The sequence below is a fragment of the Salegentibacter chungangensis genome (assembly GCF_042678405.1).
GTDB classification, from domain to species: domain Bacteria; phylum Bacteroidota; class Bacteroidia; order Flavobacteriales; family Flavobacteriaceae; genus Salegentibacter_A; species Salegentibacter_A chungangensis.
This window is the reverse complement of record NZ_JBHTLI010000001.1, coordinates 938954-956285: the sequence shown is the minus strand read 5'-3', so window position 1 is coordinate 956285 and position 17332 is coordinate 938954. Positions and strand designations below refer to the sequence as shown.

The window sequence follows — 17332 nt, the reverse complement described above, 5'->3', positions numbered from 1 at the left end:
GTTTCGAACCGCTTTTTTTATTTCCCTGCTTCCATAGAGGTAAAGGACCTGATCGCCGCATTTGGCTCTATAATATTATTCCCAGCCCAAAAATCGGGATTGTATTTTTTAAACACTTCATATTCAAATTCGGGTGAAGGCTTAAGACTTTCGAACTTTTCCCTTTCCAAAATGGAACTTTCATAGATCACCATTTGTGTCTTGTTGATACTGCTAATATTAACGTTCATCTCGAGGTCCAGCTCCTCAAGTTTCTTTTTAAAGAGAAATTTACCTTCTTTCACCAGGAAAGTAAGCGGGCGGTCTACCCCCACGGTACTTCCTTTTTCCTCTTCAAAATATTTAAGATCGTATTTTCCGCTTTTATCCCGGCTAAAGATCATTTTCCCGCGATGTATATCATCTATGGTGCTCACGCCGAAAAGACTGAACTTCTTAAGTGGCCTCAGGTTCCCGAAATCGAGCCTGTGCACCCCAAAATCCACGGTATTCACATAAATAAGCCCCTTGTAATCGGCTTTTCTTTTTGGCTGAAAGCTTACTATATATACTATCGAATTATCCAACTGGGCAAAGCCCTCTACTGCAAACTCATATTTCCCAGACTTTTCAAAAATATCAAGTTCCTGATCTTCCATCCAGAACATTTTAGAAAAACGCCCATTCACCAGGTCTCTTGCCCTGTCCTGGGTTTTTATACGTTTTTCCTTTTCGGTCTTTGACTTTTCTTCCGGGGTCATTTCCTTTATTTTCTCGGCTTGATGCCCCTCTTCAATTTCCTTATTCAATTCCTCAGAATCCATCTTTACGCCAATAATGCCCGATTTCACCTTCAGGTATGTGCCTTCTCCCACTTTTTCCTGTAAGATCTTTTCTACCCGCTGATTCATTGCCTGCAAAGATTCCTCATTTACCGGGTTATCAAGTCTGGCCGCCTTAAGAAGCTGTACTTTCTGAGTTTCATAGTTGCCGTAGAAGTTCCCGAGATATTCATCATAACTATCCATATATTTCGGCATCTTACTTTTCAGCTCATTCATAAATTCCTGGTCCAGTTCCGGCATCGTACTCTCCTCTACTTCCATCTCAAAACGGTTCACGAAATTGAAGAAAGAGTTTCGAAGAAAGAATTTCTTATGGGTTAAACTGAAATTGTAATTTTCATCTACCCGCGTGAGTACCTTCTCTATAATCTCTTCCCCGGTCAGGTTCTTATTGGAAAGAAAAACATCATCAAGCTGAATGCTGGAACTTTTAAGATAGATACTGTCATTTTTAATTTTCTTTACCACTAGAGTCTGCGACTCGTAACCCAGGCAGGAAATACTGATGCTGTCGTTTTCCTTTGAAAGTATACTGAATCGCCCTTCATCGTTGGTGATCACACCTTTATTTGAAGCATACTGGACCGTGGCAAAGGGAATTGGCTTTTTTGATTCAGCATCCAGCACAGTGGCAGAGATCTCCTGAGCAAAAAGGCCGAATTTGGAAACGAAAAGAAATATAAGCAGACAAATTATTTTATGCATAATAGAAAGGCTATTTACAAATAAGACGAACCAGAGCTGGATTCGTTACTTTCCGGTTTCTGAAATAACTATAAAAGGCTGCCCGGAATTTCACAGGCAGCCTTTAATTATTAAAAACAAAATGTTTTTACTCTATTTCTTGTAAAGGGTAGAAGGCCAGGTATCATTACTAAAATTCACGTCGGGCAGGATCTTTTTAGGATCAAGCTGGATCTTTTTGATTTTTTTACCGGTCTCAAGTAAATGCCTCCAGGTATCTCCCCGCTGCCAGATCTCGACCGGCAGCCTTAATTCTTCGGAACTGCCGTCTTCATAAGTGATCTTCATCTCCACGGGCATTGGCATATCCCCATCGTTTGAAAGCTTGATCACATAACCTTTCTCATTTTCGATAACATCGGCAAGCGCAAGGTCTATATTACCGGTTCCGTAAAACCAGCCTTTCCAGAACCAGGAAAGATTCTCTCCCCCAACATTTTCCATATGGTTAAAGAAATCTGCCGGTTGCGGATGCTTATAGGCCCAGGTCTCAATATAGCTACGGAAAGCATTATCGAAACGCTCTTCCCCAAGAATATATTCCCTGAGCAATAACAAACCGATCGCCGGCTTGTAGTAAGCCGTCATCCCAAGATTGTCAAGATTGGTGACATCAGGATAAGTATCGATCCCTTCTCGTTCCGGGCTTGTGAACCAGTTGTTATATTTCCTTGTCTGGTCCAGGCTTGAAGGATACTCTCCATTATTAAAGGCAAGCGTACTGTAATGATTGATAAAGGTATCAAAGCCTTCATCCATCCAAGCATAGCGTCTTTCATTGGTCCCAACGATCATCGGGAACCAGTTGTGGCCAAATTCGTGGTCTGTAACCCCCCAAAGGTCCTCTCCCTGGTCTCTCCAGTCACAAAAACTAAGCCCCGGATATTCCATTCCGCCTATAGAAGCGGCAACGTTCACCGCTGCCGGATATGGATATTTAAACCACTTTTCAGAATAATGTTCAACAGAGGCTTTCGTATATTCTGTGGAGCGGCCCCAGGCTTCCTGCCCGGCACTCTCCCTCGGGTAGGCCGATTGTGCTATCGCCTTATCACCGCCGGGAAGATCGATCTTTGCCGCATCCCAGATAAAAGCTTCGGAAGATGAAAATGCCACATCTCTGGTATTTTCCATCTTGAAATGCCAGGTAAGGGTCCCGTTCTGCTTCGCCTTAACCGAAGCATCATTTATTTCATCAGGTTTAATGATAAAAACGGCGGTATCGCTTTTTTCTGCCATCTCCATTCTCTCCTGCATCTTCTCTGAAAGCACCTGCCGCGGATTCTGAAGTTCCCCAGAGCCTACTACAATATGGTCATAAGGCGCGGTAACCTTATAATCGTAGTCACCGTAATCCAGGTAAAACTCCCCGGCACCAAGGTAAGGCTCCACATTCCAGCCGTCTACATCGTCAAAGACAGCTGCTCTTGGAAACCACTGCGCCATTGCGTATATCGTACCGTCCTTCACCTTTAAACGCCCCATTCGGTCCATCCCTTTCACAGGCACCTTATACTTAAAATTCATAGAAACCGTGGCTTCCCCTCCATTGGCCGGGATAGGCCTATCGAAGAAAACCTGCATCCGAGTATCGGTAATCAGGTGTTTGGAAGAAGTGCTTCGGTTCGTCTTTGCCCTAAGATTAGTGATCTCATAGCCCCCGTCTACATCCCCGTTATAGCGATTCCCCCCGATGGGAGTGGTAAGGGTTCCGCGGGAATTTTCAGTAAAACGGTTCTGCTCGAGATGCATCCAGATGAAATCCAGCTCTTCAGGAGAGTTATTGGTATAAGTGAGTTCCAGATGGCCTGAAATCGTGTGATCCTCATCATTCAAGGTCACCTCGATCTTATAATCGGTTTCGTTCTGCCAGTATTCGGCACCGGGATTTCCTGAAGCCGTACGAAAACGATTCCCGCTGCGGTCCATAAATTCACTGAAATCTTCCTGATTGTTTTCCTGCACTTTCTGTGCCTGCACCCCTGAAGTAAAAAGCCCGGTTATGGCCAATGCAAGCACACTTTTAATTACGTATCTCATCCTGCTTAATTTTAATCTCCTGCTAATGTAACGAAAGATGCCGAAACCTGCAGTAGTCTATAAATGAGAGATTAAAAAATACTATTTCTTGTTCAGCCCCCTGTCATACATAATGATGCTTCCTGCTACCGAAACATTCAGGCTAAGAGTAGACCTGAACTTTACAAGGTAATGTGCCTTTTGGATTGCTTTCTTTGAAAGCCCGTGATCTTCGGCACCAAGAAGATATACACACCTCCTGGGATGCCTGAAAGTCTCCAGAGGTTCGGCTTCTTCGGTGAGCTCTACTCCTACCAGCATTGCGCCTTTAGGCAAATGGGCATAGAAATCTTCAAAAGATTCATAATGAAAATAGGGCATTGCCCCCACTGCTTTATGGGTATCACAAGCCTGCTTTGCATAGCGGTTCCCTATGGTGAAAATAAAACTCGCCCCCATATTCTGGGCTGAACGCCACAACACTCCTAAATTCTCAGGAGTCTTCCCGTTTTGAATACCAATTCCGAAAAAACCCTGCTCCAGATTATTCACTTTCATAAGTATCAAAATTAAGGGTTTTTGAAGAAATCAAGAAGTCCCCAAAGCCTAAGACTGATATTAATCATTTAAAAATTGAAAAGCGGAATATAACTTTATGAAAATGCCTGAGTTATGAAAAATATACTTATCCCCACCGACTTTTCCCAGTGTGCCCGGCACGCAACAAACTACGGACTGGAACTGGCCAAAAAACTTAAATCCCAGGTCACTTTTCTTCACCTGGTGCCTACCCCTGTAGATTGGGATAAGCTCCCTCTTGAGAAGGAAAACCTTTACCCCGAAACAAAGGCCGCCATTGGAGAGGTAAAGGACAGTCTTCTAAAACTGGAAAGGCAGGCAGAAAAAACCGGGGTGGAAGCAAGCTCCAACCTTATTTATAACCGCGGGCTGGATAACATTCAATCTTTTATAAAAAAGGACAATTATGATCTGGTGATTATGGGCACTCACGGGGTACACGGCTTTCAGAAACTCATAGGCTCCAATACCCAGAGGCTTATCAAAACCAGCCCTGTGCCCGTACTTGCGGTAAAGACCGACGATAAATCTGAAGTACCAAAAAAAATCGTCATTGCATCAGATTTCAGTCAAAAATCCCTCTCTGCCTTTGGAAAATTAATCGAAATAGCTAAAAAACTTGAACTCGACATCCAGTTGCTTTATGTAAACCTGCCTTATAATTTCAGAGAAAGTGATGATATTGATTACCTGATCGATCAGTTTATAAATCATCACCCTGAAGCCAGTTTTGGAAGAAATGTGATAAATGCCAATAATGTTTCCCGTGGAGTCGCTATCTACCTGAATAAGGCCCAACCGGATATTATTGCCTGTATCACTCACGGGTACTCAGGGATTGCCGGCCTGTTCACGCCAGGTATTACCGAGAATATTATGAATCATTTTAACCTTCCGGTATTAAGCATCAATATGAATGTCTCCGATTAAGCCTGAAAATGAAAATTACTTGTTTTTTTCCGAAGGCGAGATGTTTTATTATACTGATTTTGTGTAATTTACATCATAAACCAACTAAAAAACAGCTGAAATGAAAAACTACAATTCACCACCGTCGGCAGGGTCCCGCCTGCCTTTTAAAAAAACCTTCTCGCTGCTCTTTGTTCTCTCTTTATTTGTTGCACTTCCCGGTTGTAAGGAAAAAGCAAAGGAATATGAGGAAGTGAAAAAACCTGGAAAGAATGAAATGAGCCAGAAAGATCTTATTAAACGCGGGGAATACCTGGTTACCAGTATTGGTTGCGCAGATTGCCATTCTCCAAAAAAAGTTGGAGGCAAACCTATGGAAGAAGATGCAGGGTTAAAATTATCGGGGTACCGCCAGGGAACAGACCTCCCGGAAATCGACCAAAACAGCATTAAAAATGGCTGGATGTTAATGAACTCTGAACTTACGGCAGCGGTGGGCCCTTGGGGAGTTTCCTTTGCTGCTAATTTAACCTCACACGAAACAGGAATCGGAAACTGGAGTTTCGACCAGTTCAAGACAGCTATGACAAAAGGGAAGTTCAAGGGAATGGAAAACGGAAGGGATATTCTTCCACCTATGCCCTGGCAGAATTTCGCCAACCTTACCGAAGAAGACCTGAAGGCAATGTACCATTACCTGCAAAGCACAAAACCTATAGACAATGCCGTACCTGCCCCTATTCCGCCAAACCAGATGGATAGTCTTTACGTAAACAAATAAAGGAACAGGCCCTGAGGAAATCGGGGCCTTTTTGCTAGCTTACCGCTGCTCCATAATATCTTCTTTTAAGCCAGAAGGAAAGCCGCACGAGTAAAATGAGCGCCGGAACTTCTACAAGCGGCCCTATTACCCCTGCAAAAGCCTGGCCTGAATTCAGACCAAAAACCGCAATAGCCACCGCTATTGCCAGTTCAAAATTATTCCCGGCAGCAGTGAAGGTGATCGCCGCATTCTTATCATAAGCGGCGCCCATAGCCTTGCTCACAAAAAAGCCGATTATGAACATAATCGAAAAATACAGTAAAAGGGGTATTGCAATAATCAGCACATCCTGAGGTAACCCCACTATCAACTCTCCTTTAAGTGAAAACATCAGAACAATAGTAGCGAGGAGGGCGATTAATGTAATTGGAGATATCTTCGGAATAAACTTATTCTGATACCAGTTTTCCCCCTTCAATCTCACCAGGATAAGCCTGCTTAAAACTCCCATCAGGAAAGGAATTCCGAGATAAACAGCAACACTTTCAGCTATGGTAGCGATCGAAATATTCACGATAGCCCCGTCAAATCCCAGTAAGGGTGGAAGCCAGGTAATAAATATCCAGGCATAAAAGCTATAGGCAAATACCTGAAATATGCTGTTAAGAGCTACAAGACCGGCTCCATACTCACTACTGCCTTCAGCCAGATCGTTCCAAACGAGCACCATAGCGATACATCTGGCGAGACCTATCAAAATAAGACCAACCATATATTCGGGGTAATCCTGTAGAAATATTATAGCCAAAAGGAACATCAGAATTGGCCCGATAATCCAGTTTAAAAGAAGAGATATCGACAGGATTCTGATATTCTTAAAGACCTTTGGCAAAAGGCTGTATTTCACTTTAGCCAAGGGCGGGTACATCATTAAGATGAGGCCAACCGCAATTGGCCAGTTGGTGGAGCCACTGCTGAAAGACTGGATAGAAGTTGATACTGCCGGGAAGAAATACCCAAGGGAAACCCCTATTGCCATTGCAAGGAATATCCAAAGGGTAAGATAAGAATCGAGAAAACTTAGTTTTTTGGAAGCCATAAATTAGAGTTTCAGGAAGATTGGTTTAAGATCTTTTTGATAATTGCTGTTGCACTTTTTCAAATACATATTTCATCTCTGCCGCGATCTGTACACTCCGCTCTTTATATTTCTCCTGTTGACGGGCTGTACCGTCAAATGCCTTGGGGTCTTTATATAAAAGCGGGATCCTTTTTTCGGCACCCGGCACAAGCGGGCAATTCTCATCGGCATCAGAACAGGTCATCACTGCGGCGAACCCCTTATCAGGATTGGCAGGGTCATCAAATTCTTTGGAAAACATCTTTAGCGGAGGAAGCTCTTCAGAAAACTTAAGTTCATAGACCGGATTTTCTTTCCCTTGCTTTAATATGAGGAATCCGGAATCTTTCAGAGCCTCAACTGCATTTGGATTAAAAGCCGTCACTTCTACCCCTCCGGAAAAAGCACCAATTTCGATCCCAAAATAGGCTGCAAGTGCTTTTGCCCAGGCCTGAGCGAACTGACTACGCCTGGAGTTATGAGTGCAGATAAAATTAAGGCGGACCTGTCTATTGTTATTAAGCTGTTCCAGTACATAGTCTATTAGCTGCTGCAATAGTTTCTTGCGTTCTTCGCTTAAATTCCCAGTATTCAAAGTGAAGATCTGTTTACCGATCTCCGGCAAAACCGAAATATGCACATTCATAAAACTTAAAGCTTTTTAGATTAACAACAACCGGAGCCCGGAGCGCAGGAACTTTGCATTGCTCTCATTTCCGACAGCTTTAATTTAGGCTTTTCTTTCGGAATTCCGCATTTATCCTTTGCAAGACAATCGGTGTGCTTGTTCACCAACCGGAAATTCTCCCCGGCCAATTCCAAGCCGTATCTTCCAATGGTATCTCCCTGGTACTCCACCTCTACTTCCAGGTCGTCAAATTCCAGGATTTCCTCGGTCTTTTCAATAATAGAAAGGAATTTCCCGGGAGGAAGTTTGTGATCATAATCACTTGCGGCAAAAAGCTGAAAATTGATCATTTTTTCTTCGCGAAGGTTCGCGCCGCAATCGATAAATTTTCTTGAAACCAGTCCCACCTCGGTCACGTGAAAGTGCTCCGGAACCAACCTGCCATCAGGCAACTCAAATTTAAGCTCTTTAAGCTTCTTCAATTTATTCTTGACCTCTCCAATTTTCATTTCACCTTATTTTTATATTGCAATATTACGATAATAAACAATATAATACCTAATGCAGCTTTGTTAATTCCCAGGGTTTCGAATAAACCCAATAAAAAAGGCCAACATAAAGCTGGCCCTTTCAAAACAGATTTAATTTACTATTTATATTTCAAATTCAGAAGGAACTTCATAGAACCTTAACTGAAGTAACTTAAGCCCGTTATTATCATATTTCCAGAAATAATTTTCCAGAGCCTCATCGAAAATAAAGTACGTGCCGGCTTCCACAACCACAGTACCATCTTCAGCTAAGACATCTTCCTCTACCGTAATAGTCAGTAATTCTTTACTAACATCGGTAAACCTGGACCTGCCGTTCTTACGTTCTACCTCAAGGTAATCTGATGAACAAACTTCCACATACTCCCCGTCTACCTCGGCCTCTGCACAAGTGGTAATAGTGGCATTTCCTCCCGGAGTTCCCAGCGCGCGAGCCCATACAGAATAAGAAGTAGTTGCTGTAGTCTCGGTCATACTACCTGCCGGGTTAGGCAGCTGGAAGCTGGCCTCGCCATCTGTCCCATTGGCATCAAGCACCTGGAAATCGTCTCCTTCAATAAGGTTTATCTTATCCGGTTTTCCTTTGGAATCCAGGTTAACAAAAATACGGTGACCGTTATTACCGGTCATATCGGCCGATTTCACATTTGGAACCCCTATGATATTAAGGTTGTAGTGTGCTCCGTTAGGGGCACCATTTCCGGTTAGGTTTACAGACATTGGTGCATCTTCAACACTGTCTACACTTTCCTTGGAACAGCTAATAAATAGCGTAAAACTTACAGTTAAAACTGAATAAAAAATAAACTTCCTCATATTAAATAAAATTTAGTTAGTGAATACAAAACCAGCAGACTGAAAAAACTTCTTCAGCCGGATCATAATACTTAGGTATACTTAATTAATTAGGGAAGTAGATAATGGGGGGATGACAATAAAAATAAGTGTAAACACCTATTGCTCAGATGAATATAATTTATTTTTATTGAGGATATACATATTTTCGATGAAATACAGGATAATTCGGATAAAAACAAAAAAGCCTCCAGATAATACCTGAAGGCTTTTGTTAATAGCGCGTATTCACACTGAACCGTATGCAGAATTTTCAAGTATAATTATTAAATCCCTACATTTTAATAATCCTCTTTTCCAATTGCAGCCAATTCACGAGTCATGCTATTTTCTGAATTCGCGCTGATGCTAAATTAGTGATGTAAAGACTTATATAAAATACCCCTTTTATGGTATTTTAATATTCCTTTAACAATTAAAGCTTTTCTTTGAGAATATGTCATTATTCAAGAATGTAGGTTGGAAACCAGTATATTCAGACACCAGCTTACCGGAATAGGTCTAAAAACGGATCTCCTTAACATCCACCAGCGCACTTCCTTCGGCCTCTACAATAACCAAAAGAAGACTTTGGCCGGCAACAATATCCTTTACCCGGAAGTCCTTGATCACCCCGGAAAGGGCTATTCCTTTTCTGACCTCCATATCTTCTCCAAGCTTAGAGTTCACCTCTTGCAAACGTTCCTGTATTAACGGGTGAAGCTCAAAAGACATTTTCCTTTTAAGCTTCTCTTTCATCCAGTTGTTCACGAGAACCTGGAGAAATTTATCGGCAAGCCAACTCTTGTTCTTTCCCTCCAGTTTATACTCCTGTATTCCCAACCGTTGTTCTTCTTCATTAAACTTCAGGGATAGATGCAGAATTGCCCTCCCTTCCTTTCCCTTTACCACAGAAGCCAGGGCTTTGAAGCTTACATCAAGGGCTATATCAAAGTTTTTTTTACTGCTCTCTCCAACCCCGATCTCAAGAATTTCAGCATAATTGGTTTCTCCACCTTCTTTATTGCTGGCCGATATTTTACGGCCAATCATTTTCTTTTCCAGAAAATCTTCAAGTACCGGGTAGGCTATTTTAACCGGTAAACTAAGCTTTATATCACCTAGAGAGGCATCATCAGAACTTTTCATTTTTTTCTTTTTAAAGTCTTCAGGAGACAGGATAAAAGATAATCAATAAAAGAATGCTAAACCAATGATAAAATACTAATGCCTTGTCATAAATTATTCCCAAACACACTATTCCAGGAGATGACACTTTAGAGGAACGGGAACTTCAAAACCAATCAAGACCATAAAATTTAAGGGATAACACCTATTTCTTTCCCAGCCCGGCATTCTTCTGCTGCGGCCAAAATTAGCTAACTTTAATAGAATTAATTCCTTTAAAAAATATGTGATTATGGAAACTAAAATCTCAATGACAGTAAAAAAATGGATGCTGCTAATTCCTGTTCTTTTACTTACAGCAAGCCTGTGGGCACAGCAAAATGAAGATTATGAGAAGGCTAAAAGTGAGATCGAAGCTGAGTTTGGAACTTTCCCTGCGATGTTCGAGGTATTTCCCGACCACGCTCTCGCCGGAGCCTGGGAAAACTTTAAGATGTTAAACAGCCCCGAGAGCGATATCCCGCCAAAATACCGGGAGTTAATACAACTGGCCGTGGCTGCACAAATCCCTTGTCAGTATTGTGTTTATTTCCATTCTGCTTCCGCCAAAGCCTTCGGGGCAAGTGAAGAAGAGATACAGGAGGCCATCGCCCACGGTGCACAAACACGGTTCTGGAGTATGATCCTTCAGGGAAACCAGATCGATTATGAGGAGTTTAAAGATGAGTTTGACGCCATTATGGAGCATATGGCATCGAAATCTAAAAATTAGAAAAACAAAAGCCACCTTAAAAAGTGGCTTTTCGTTTAATAGGTGGGACTTCCCCGAAGCATCGGCAGAAGAACCTGTAACTTCATAAAATGAAAAAAACCACCTAATAAAGGTGGTTTTGCTAGTAGCGGGAACTGGACTCGAACCAGTGACCTTCGGGTTATGAGCCCGACGAGCTACCTACTGCTCTATCCCGCGATGTTGACTGCAAATATAAGGCAGAATTTAAGTTGCGCAAAGCTTTTTTTAGAAAAATCTAAATTATTTTCAACTGCTTCAAACTCTGTTCTGAATGCCAGCAGGTTAAATTCTGATTACTGCTCGATACTGGTGGCATCGAATTCCACGAGCTCATTATTTTCAAATCTCACCCTGAATTCTATAGGGTTACAACAGTTCTCGCAATCTTCAATATAGGTTTGCTCGCTCACCGAAGGGTCCAGCAGCACTGAAATTTCTTCCCAACAATACGGACATTGAAAAAAGTGTTCAAACATAACTATAAGTTCACGTTCAGTAACTGTCCGGTTAACTGAAGTAATTGCAGCTCGGCCAGTTTTGCATCATATTTAGCCAGGTTCAGGCTGGTACGTGCATCAAGAAGATTGGTCTGGGCCTGCCGGAACTCGATACTGGTTATTCTTCCCAGTTTATATTGTTCCCGCGAACGATTGAAGTTGTTTAGGTTAGTGGCCACATTTTCTTCCTGCACTTTCAGAATATAAAGCTTATTCCTATAATTCCCAAGCGCATTAGCAATATCGCGCTCGATCTCCTTTTTTATCTGTTTTTTGATAAGTTCCTGGCTCTGATTGCGGATTTTTGCATTCTGAACCTGAACATTGGTACGCCCTCCATCAAAAATATCCCAGGTAAGGCTTACTCCTGCTGAAAACCCATCGGTAGTGGTTGTGGAACCGGGGAAGAATGCCGAGGCTCCACTACGGTTCTTATTCCATCCATAAGAACCTGTAAGGTCCACACTTGGCAGGTAACCAGACTTACTTACTTTTATATCGTATTCACTAAGAGTGATGTTCTTATCTACCTGTAAAAGAGATACATTATTTTCTTCGGCTGAAGCAATAAAACTCTCCAGCTCCAGTTCAGAAATAAAATTAACCGTAGTATCTACGACAAATTCCCTGGTGTTCACATCTCTGTTCAGCAGCACGTTCAGGTCTCTTTTTGTATTTCTAAGTTGTTGCTGGGTTTCAATTAGTGCTATACTATCATTGTTCACATCTACCTCGGCATTAAGAAGGACCAGTTTGTTAGCCTGCCCGTATTCGAACTGATATTCGGCCCTTTTTACCCTGTTTTTACTGATATCTAAAATCTCCCTCAAAACGCGGGCATTTTCAGATAGCCTTGCCAGCTCGTAATAGACGCTCATAATCTGAAGTACAGTATTCTCTATGGTTTCCCTGGCTTCAAGCTGAGAAAGATAGTATTGCTCTTTCAGGCTCTTATAGTTATAAAGCCTCCCAAGACCATCAAATAAAGTATAATTCAGATTGATGGAAGCATTATAGCGATTGCTTTCCACCCCTTCCTGTCTGAAATCATCACCTTCTTCCGGTTCGGTAAACCTGTCATTTATATCATAATTGGCTCCCGCGAGCCCCCGAAGGCTTGGAAGATACCCCGAATTCAGGACACTTTGGTTATTATCTGCTATCTCCACCTCGTTGCGGGCCAATTTGATCCCGAAGTTCTCTTCCAGAGCCCTTGAGATCGCTTCTTCTTTGGTTAGAAGCTGTTCCTGGGCCTGCAGGCTACCAAAACCTACTGAAAGCAGGAGGAGAAAAAGACTAATTTTCAACTTCATGAACTTGTTCTTCTTTTTGTTCTTTTATTGCTCGCTCCACATCTTCATTGGCCGGCTTTTTACCCCTTACAAGCCAGGCACTGCCGGTTTTTATGCTATTACTTATAGATAGTAACAAAGGCAGCAACAGCAGGGTTAGCAGGGTGGCTATGGCTATCCCGTAAGAAATTGATATCGCCATTGGCTTAAGGAACTGTGCCTGCCTGCTCTTTTCCAGCAGTAAGGGCGCCAGACCAGCCACTGTGGTAAGGGAGGTTAAAAATATTGCGCGAAACCTTGCCCTTCCGGCTTCATATAAGGCGCTTTTAAAATTCATCCCTTCCCGTAAAAAGGAATTGAACTTACCTATCAATACCAGCCCGTCGTTAACCATAATTCCAACCAGCGCAATAATACCCAGTGCTGAAAGCACATTGATGGGAAAATCGTGGAACCAGTGCCCCCAGGCTACCCCAATCACACTAAATGGGATCATAATCATTAAAAGGAACGGCTGACTGTAACTCCTGAAGGTAAACGCGATGGTAGCATAAATAAGAAAGAATATTACCGGGATCACCGATTTAGCCGAATTGGAAAGTTTTGCAGCCTCCCTGTTCTGGCCTTCATAAGAAACCGTAATACTTGGATATTTCTCAAGAATTCCAGGCATCAGGTTATTCTGAATATCTGTAAGGATCTCGGTACTGCTTCCGTTGGGGTCTTCCATATCTGCAGTAACCCTTATTTCCCGCATCCCGTCAAGGTGGCTTATAGACTCAGTACCTCTTACAATCTCATAATTGGCGATCTCATCAAAGGGAACCCTTTCTCCGGAAGGCGTAATCAACCGCATTTCATCCAGGTCATTAATAGAAGAGCGGTTCTCTTTATTGTACCTCACCCAAACCCTTATCTCGTCCTGGCCACGCTGAAATCTTTGAGCCTGGGCTCCAAAGAACCCGTTTCGTATCTGCCGCATCACCTCGCCCAGGTCCAGGCCTAAAGCATAGGCATTATCCTTCAATTTCACATTGATCTCTTTGATCCCTTTGGGATCGTTATCTGTAACGTCTTTCAAAAGAGAGTTATTCTCCAGGCTGCTCTTTAGTTCTTCCTTGGCGGCCTCGAGCTCACTTAAGTTGTTCCCAAGAAGAGAAACCGAAATAGGAGAACCGCCAAAATTCCCTCCAGACCCAAAGGTAAGGTTCTCTACCCCATAAACAGGGCCTACTTCATCTCTTATAGCATTGGTGATCTCGGGCGAACTGAAATCTCTCTCTTCTCCCGGAAGCAGGTTTACCTGCAACGAAGCCTTGTTGTTCCCGGGACCAACCCTTTTAATAATATTTTCAACTACCTGTTTATTTCCGGTTTGCCTTTCGGTATAATCTTTATTTACTCTCCAGGCCGCGTCTTCAACCATAGAGATAATTGAATCTGTACGCTGCGGGTTTACCCCTTCCGGCATTAAAAGGTTTATACTCACCCTGTCACTGGCAATACTCGGAAATAAAGTAATCCTTATCCAGTTTCCGCCAATAGCTCCAATGGTTAATATAAGTACCGTTAACAGGATCCCGAAGGCCAGTATTTGCTGATTCAGGACAAACTTGAGCGTAGGGCTGTATAGTTTATCTCTCATATACACCATAAAGCGATCGCCATATGCGTTTATCTTGCGCATTCCGGCAAAAGCCCTGGATAAGAAGCTTTTCTTTTTCTTTCCATTGCTATTCTGTCGTCTTAGGGCTTTAGAATGTGCAATATGGGCCGGCAGAATGATAAGTGCCTCAACAAGAGAGACCACAAGGGTAAGGATCACTACTGTTGAAACTTCCCCAAAGAATTCACCAATACGGCTATCCAGGAAAAGGAAGGTGGAAAATGCGAGCACCGTAGTGATAATTGCCGAAATAATGGCGGGAAATACTTCCATAGTCCCATCCATCGCAGCTTTAACCGGCGATTTCCCCATTTCATAGTGCTGGTATATATTTTCAGAGATCACGATCCCGTCATCTACCAGGATCCCTATCACGATAATCATCCCGAAAAGGGAAAGTACGTTAATGGTGACCCCCATTGGGCCGGCAAAAATGAACATTCCAAGAAAAGCTATCGGAAGTCCGAAAGCTACCCAAAACGCCAGTCTTGTATTCAGGAACAATGAAAGGAAGAAAAGCACAAGGAGCATCCCCACTAACCCGTTCTCTACAAGGAGCTGGGTACGCTGCCCAAGGGTTATGGACGAATCACTCACCACATCCAGCTGTACGTTGCTGTTCTTTTGGTTGAATTGATCTATATACTCGTTAATCTTTTCGGCTGTAGAAAGCAGGTCTTCACTGTTGGTATTGCTCACCGACACATTAACCGCTACATTCCCGTTAAAAAAGAGGGCATTAGGGGTTTCCGAAAACTGGTCACGAACCTTTGCAATTTCACCTAATCTTACGATCTCTCCGGTAGAAGAGGACTTCAGTACAATGTCATTAAGCGCATCAGCATAGTAAGCCCTGTTATTAGCCCTTATAAGGTAATCTTCAGCATCGGTCTTAATGGTCCCGCCGGTAGAAAGTATATTTGAGTTCCTTACCACGTTAGCCACCTGTTCAAAACTAAGGTTATAGGCCAGAAGATCATTCTCGCTTACCGCAATCTCTATTTCTTCCTGCGGAAAGCCGGAAATACTTATCTGGGAAACGCCTTCGAGCAGCCTTAGATCGTTCTCTATCTGCTGGCTTATCCTCTTTAGGGTTGCTAGCGGCACATCTTCACCACTCACCGCAAAACTTATGGTCTCCCTTACAAACTCCTGTTTGGAGACCACCAGCGGCTCCATCCCGCCAGGAAAACTGGGCACGCGATCTACCGCATTCTTCACTTCGGTGAGCATTGCATCTATATTCTCACCTCTTTCAATCTCTACAGTGATGGAACCTCCACTTTCCCTGGCTACCGAAGTGACCCTGTCTATTCCTTCCAGGCCTTTCAGGTTGTCTTCGATCTTAAGGATGATCCCTTCTTCGATCTCTTCAGGAGCAGAACCGGGATAAGCAATGTCAATATTAACGATCCTTGATTCTTCCAGGGGGAAAAAAGAAGATTTCATATTCAGCACTCCCACGGCCCCAAAGATCACGAAGGCAATGATCACCACATTTACTGCGACCCCGTACTTTATGAAATAACTGATTATTTTTCTCAAGATCCCGAATTTTGAATGATATCCTTACCTCCTTCTACCTTCACCAACATACCCGAATATGCACCGGGAACATTAGCCGAAAGTATTTTCGTCCCGTCTTCAAGACCTTTAATAACCACGGTATTGTTGGTAAAATAAACCGGGTTAACATCTACTAAACTAAGGGTGCTGTCCTGCACCACGTATACCTTGGAACGATCTACCAGCAATTCCCTTGGAATTTCGATAGCATTCTCTTCGTCTTTGGCATCAAGTTTAGCTTCCAGATACATCCCCTCACTCAGGTTCCCGTTTTTCACCCGGATAAAAACCCGAATACTCTGGGTTTCCTGATTTACCTTAGCATTGATCCTGCTCACGGTTCCAACATAACTGTGCGTTCGGTCCAGAGTAGTTAATTCCACTTCTTCTCCCTCCTTAAGAAGGTCCCCGAATTTTTTAGCGATAGACACTTCCAGCTCATAAACACTGGGGTCTATGAATTCTCCCAGTTGCTGACCGGGCCTGATGAGTGTTCCCGGATTAACCAGGGCTTCGGTAAGCACCCCGTCATAAGGTGCTATAATGGTATATTTTAAAAGTCGCTCTTCAAGATTTTTTACGTTATAATAAGCCGAAATGATCCCGCGGCCTGTAATAAAGAACTTTTCCTGTTCGGTTTCGGTTTCCGGAAGCGGGGGCACGGGCTCGGTAATATTGAAACGAGTTAGATAATCTTCCCATTTTTGAAAGGCATCCGGATAATCCAGCCTAAGATCGGGCATTATGGAAGTGATGGAATTGTATAGATCACTTTTGGCCGACTGGACGCTGGCCTGATACTCATCAGAATTTACTCTAAGGAGCACCTGTCCCTTGCGGTATTTCTGGCCGGGCCTGAAATCCTTACTGCTGGAGGTAAAAATACCCTGTACCTCAGAGTAAAGTTCAAGCTTATGTAAAGCGGTAAGGTTTCCGTTAGCAGGCACTACAATAGGAACGATATGATTGCGTACAGTATCTATAAACACGCTTTTCACGGTTTTAGTAACCGGAGGCTTTTGTTTAACATTACTGTCTATAATGAGTTTTGCCCCTAAAACAGCCAAAACTACAAGCACAAGGCCTAAAATTGAGAGAATGATCTTTCGTTTATCCATAATGTAGAGTATGACCGTTTAATAAGGCTATGGTTTAATCTAAAGCTGAAATTTATTGCATTATTCCAGTTTATCCAACTCCTCCTGTAAATCTTCCCACTGGTGCATCAATTTCTCCAGCTTCTTTTTTGAATGATTATATTTCTCAAGAAAATCAGGTTTTGCCATTGTTTCTTCGTAGTTGGTCGCCAGCTCCACGTCCTTTTCCTTGATCTCTTTCTCGAGTTTCGTGATCTTAGCCTCTGTATTACTAAGTTTGTTATTAAGAGATTTTATTTGTTTCTGATCTTCGTAAGAGCGT

Annotated in this window: 15 protein-coding genes and 1 tRNA gene; 3 read left to right on the top strand and 13 right to left on the bottom strand. The window is 42.8% G+C overall.

Annotated elements, in window-relative coordinates; all coding sequences use genetic code 11:
- Positions 1–17 precede the first annotated feature (17 nt).
- From ACFQ3Q_RS04290 to ACFQ3Q_RS04280, 3 genes are all read right to left on the bottom strand, one after another.
- A complete protein-coding gene (locus ACFQ3Q_RS04290; RefSeq protein WP_380743276.1) occupies positions 18–1529 on the bottom strand; it encodes a carboxypeptidase-like regulatory domain-containing protein in 1512 nt (503 codons plus the stop codon).
- Between the two features lie 132 nt (positions 1530–1661).
- Positions 1662–3608, bottom strand: coding sequence for a M1 family metallopeptidase (locus ACFQ3Q_RS04285; protein WP_380743275.1), 1947 nt, complete (start codon positions 3606–3608; stop codon positions 1662–1664).
- Positions 3609–3689: 81 nt separating this feature from the next.
- Entirely contained in the window at positions 3690–4145 is a 456-nt protein-coding gene (locus ACFQ3Q_RS04280) for an RNA methyltransferase (RefSeq protein WP_380743273.1), read from the bottom strand.
- Between the two features lie 114 nt (positions 4146–4259).
- Between ACFQ3Q_RS04280 and ACFQ3Q_RS04275 the strand changes: the two genes are divergently transcribed.
- Positions 4260–5096 (top strand): universal stress protein, encoded by an 837-nt coding sequence (locus tag ACFQ3Q_RS04275; RefSeq protein WP_380743271.1) that lies wholly within the window; start codon positions 4260–4262, stop codon positions 5094–5096.
- Positions 5097–5196: 100 nt separating this feature from the next.
- Entirely contained in the window at positions 5197–5856 is a 660-nt protein-coding gene (locus tag ACFQ3Q_RS04270) for a c-type cytochrome (RefSeq protein WP_380743269.1), read from the top strand.
- Between the two features lie 34 nt (positions 5857–5890).
- On the opposite strand, the gene arsB is transcribed toward ACFQ3Q_RS04270, so the two are convergent.
- The 5 genes from arsB to ACFQ3Q_RS04245 all read right to left on the bottom strand — a co-directional run bounded on the left by arsB (position 5891) and on the right by ACFQ3Q_RS04245 (position 10120).
- Positions 5891–6937, bottom strand: a complete 1047-nt coding sequence (arsB, locus tag ACFQ3Q_RS04265) for an ACR3 family arsenite efflux transporter (RefSeq protein WP_380743267.1) — start codon at positions 6935–6937, stop codon at positions 5891–5893.
- 25 nt (positions 6938–6962) lie between these two features.
- A complete protein-coding gene (locus ACFQ3Q_RS04260) occupies positions 6963–7604 on the bottom strand; it encodes a protein-tyrosine-phosphatase (RefSeq protein ID WP_380743265.1) in 642 nt (213 codons plus the stop codon).
- A 20-nt stretch (positions 7605–7624) separates the two neighbouring features.
- A complete protein-coding gene (locus ACFQ3Q_RS04255) occupies positions 7625–8095 on the bottom strand; it encodes a DUF6428 family protein (protein ID WP_380743263.1) in 471 nt (156 codons plus the stop codon).
- Between the two features lie 144 nt (positions 8096–8239).
- The gene (locus ACFQ3Q_RS04250; RefSeq protein ID WP_380743261.1) at positions 8240–8953 is read right to left on the bottom strand and encodes a hypothetical protein; all 714 of its coding nucleotides are present in this window, start codon (positions 8951–8953) and stop codon (positions 8240–8242) included.
- A gap of 540 nt (positions 8954–9493) precedes the next feature.
- Positions 9494–10120: a DUF4403 family protein gene (locus ACFQ3Q_RS04245; RefSeq protein WP_380743259.1), complete on the bottom strand. Its 627-nt coding sequence runs from the start codon at positions 10118–10120 to the stop codon at positions 9494–9496.
- A gap of 271 nt (positions 10121–10391) precedes the next feature.
- On the opposite strand from ACFQ3Q_RS04245, the gene ACFQ3Q_RS04240 reads away from it, so the two are divergent.
- Complete coding sequence (locus ACFQ3Q_RS04240; protein ID WP_380743257.1) at positions 10392–10871, top strand: carboxymuconolactone decarboxylase family protein; 480 nt, start codon at positions 10392–10394, stop codon at positions 10869–10871.
- 125 nt (positions 10872–10996) lie between these two features.
- Here ACFQ3Q_RS04240 and ACFQ3Q_RS04235 read toward each other — a convergent pair.
- From ACFQ3Q_RS04235 to ACFQ3Q_RS04215, 5 genes are all read right to left on the bottom strand, one after another.
- Positions 10997–11069, bottom strand: a tRNA-Met gene (locus ACFQ3Q_RS04235).
- A 116-nt stretch (positions 11070–11185) separates the two neighbouring features.
- A complete protein-coding gene (locus ACFQ3Q_RS04230; RefSeq protein ID WP_380743255.1) occupies positions 11186–11368 on the bottom strand; it encodes a CPXCG motif-containing cysteine-rich protein in 183 nt (60 codons plus the stop codon).
- Positions 11369–11370: 2 nt separating this feature from the next.
- Positions 11371–12702, bottom strand: a complete 1332-nt coding sequence (locus ACFQ3Q_RS04225) for a TolC family protein (protein ID WP_380743253.1) — start codon at positions 12700–12702, stop codon at positions 11371–11373.
- Entirely contained in the window at positions 12686–15892 is a 3207-nt protein-coding gene (locus ACFQ3Q_RS04220; protein WP_380743251.1) for an efflux RND transporter permease subunit, read from the bottom strand. The genes ACFQ3Q_RS04225 and ACFQ3Q_RS04220 overlap by 17 nt, the downstream gene beginning before the upstream one ends.
- Entirely contained in the window at positions 15889–17031 is a 1143-nt protein-coding gene (locus ACFQ3Q_RS04215) for an efflux RND transporter periplasmic adaptor subunit (RefSeq protein ID WP_380743249.1), read from the bottom strand. Before ACFQ3Q_RS04215 ends, ACFQ3Q_RS04220 begins: the two co-directional genes overlap by 4 nt.
- Positions 17032–17332: the final 301 nt, after the last annotated feature.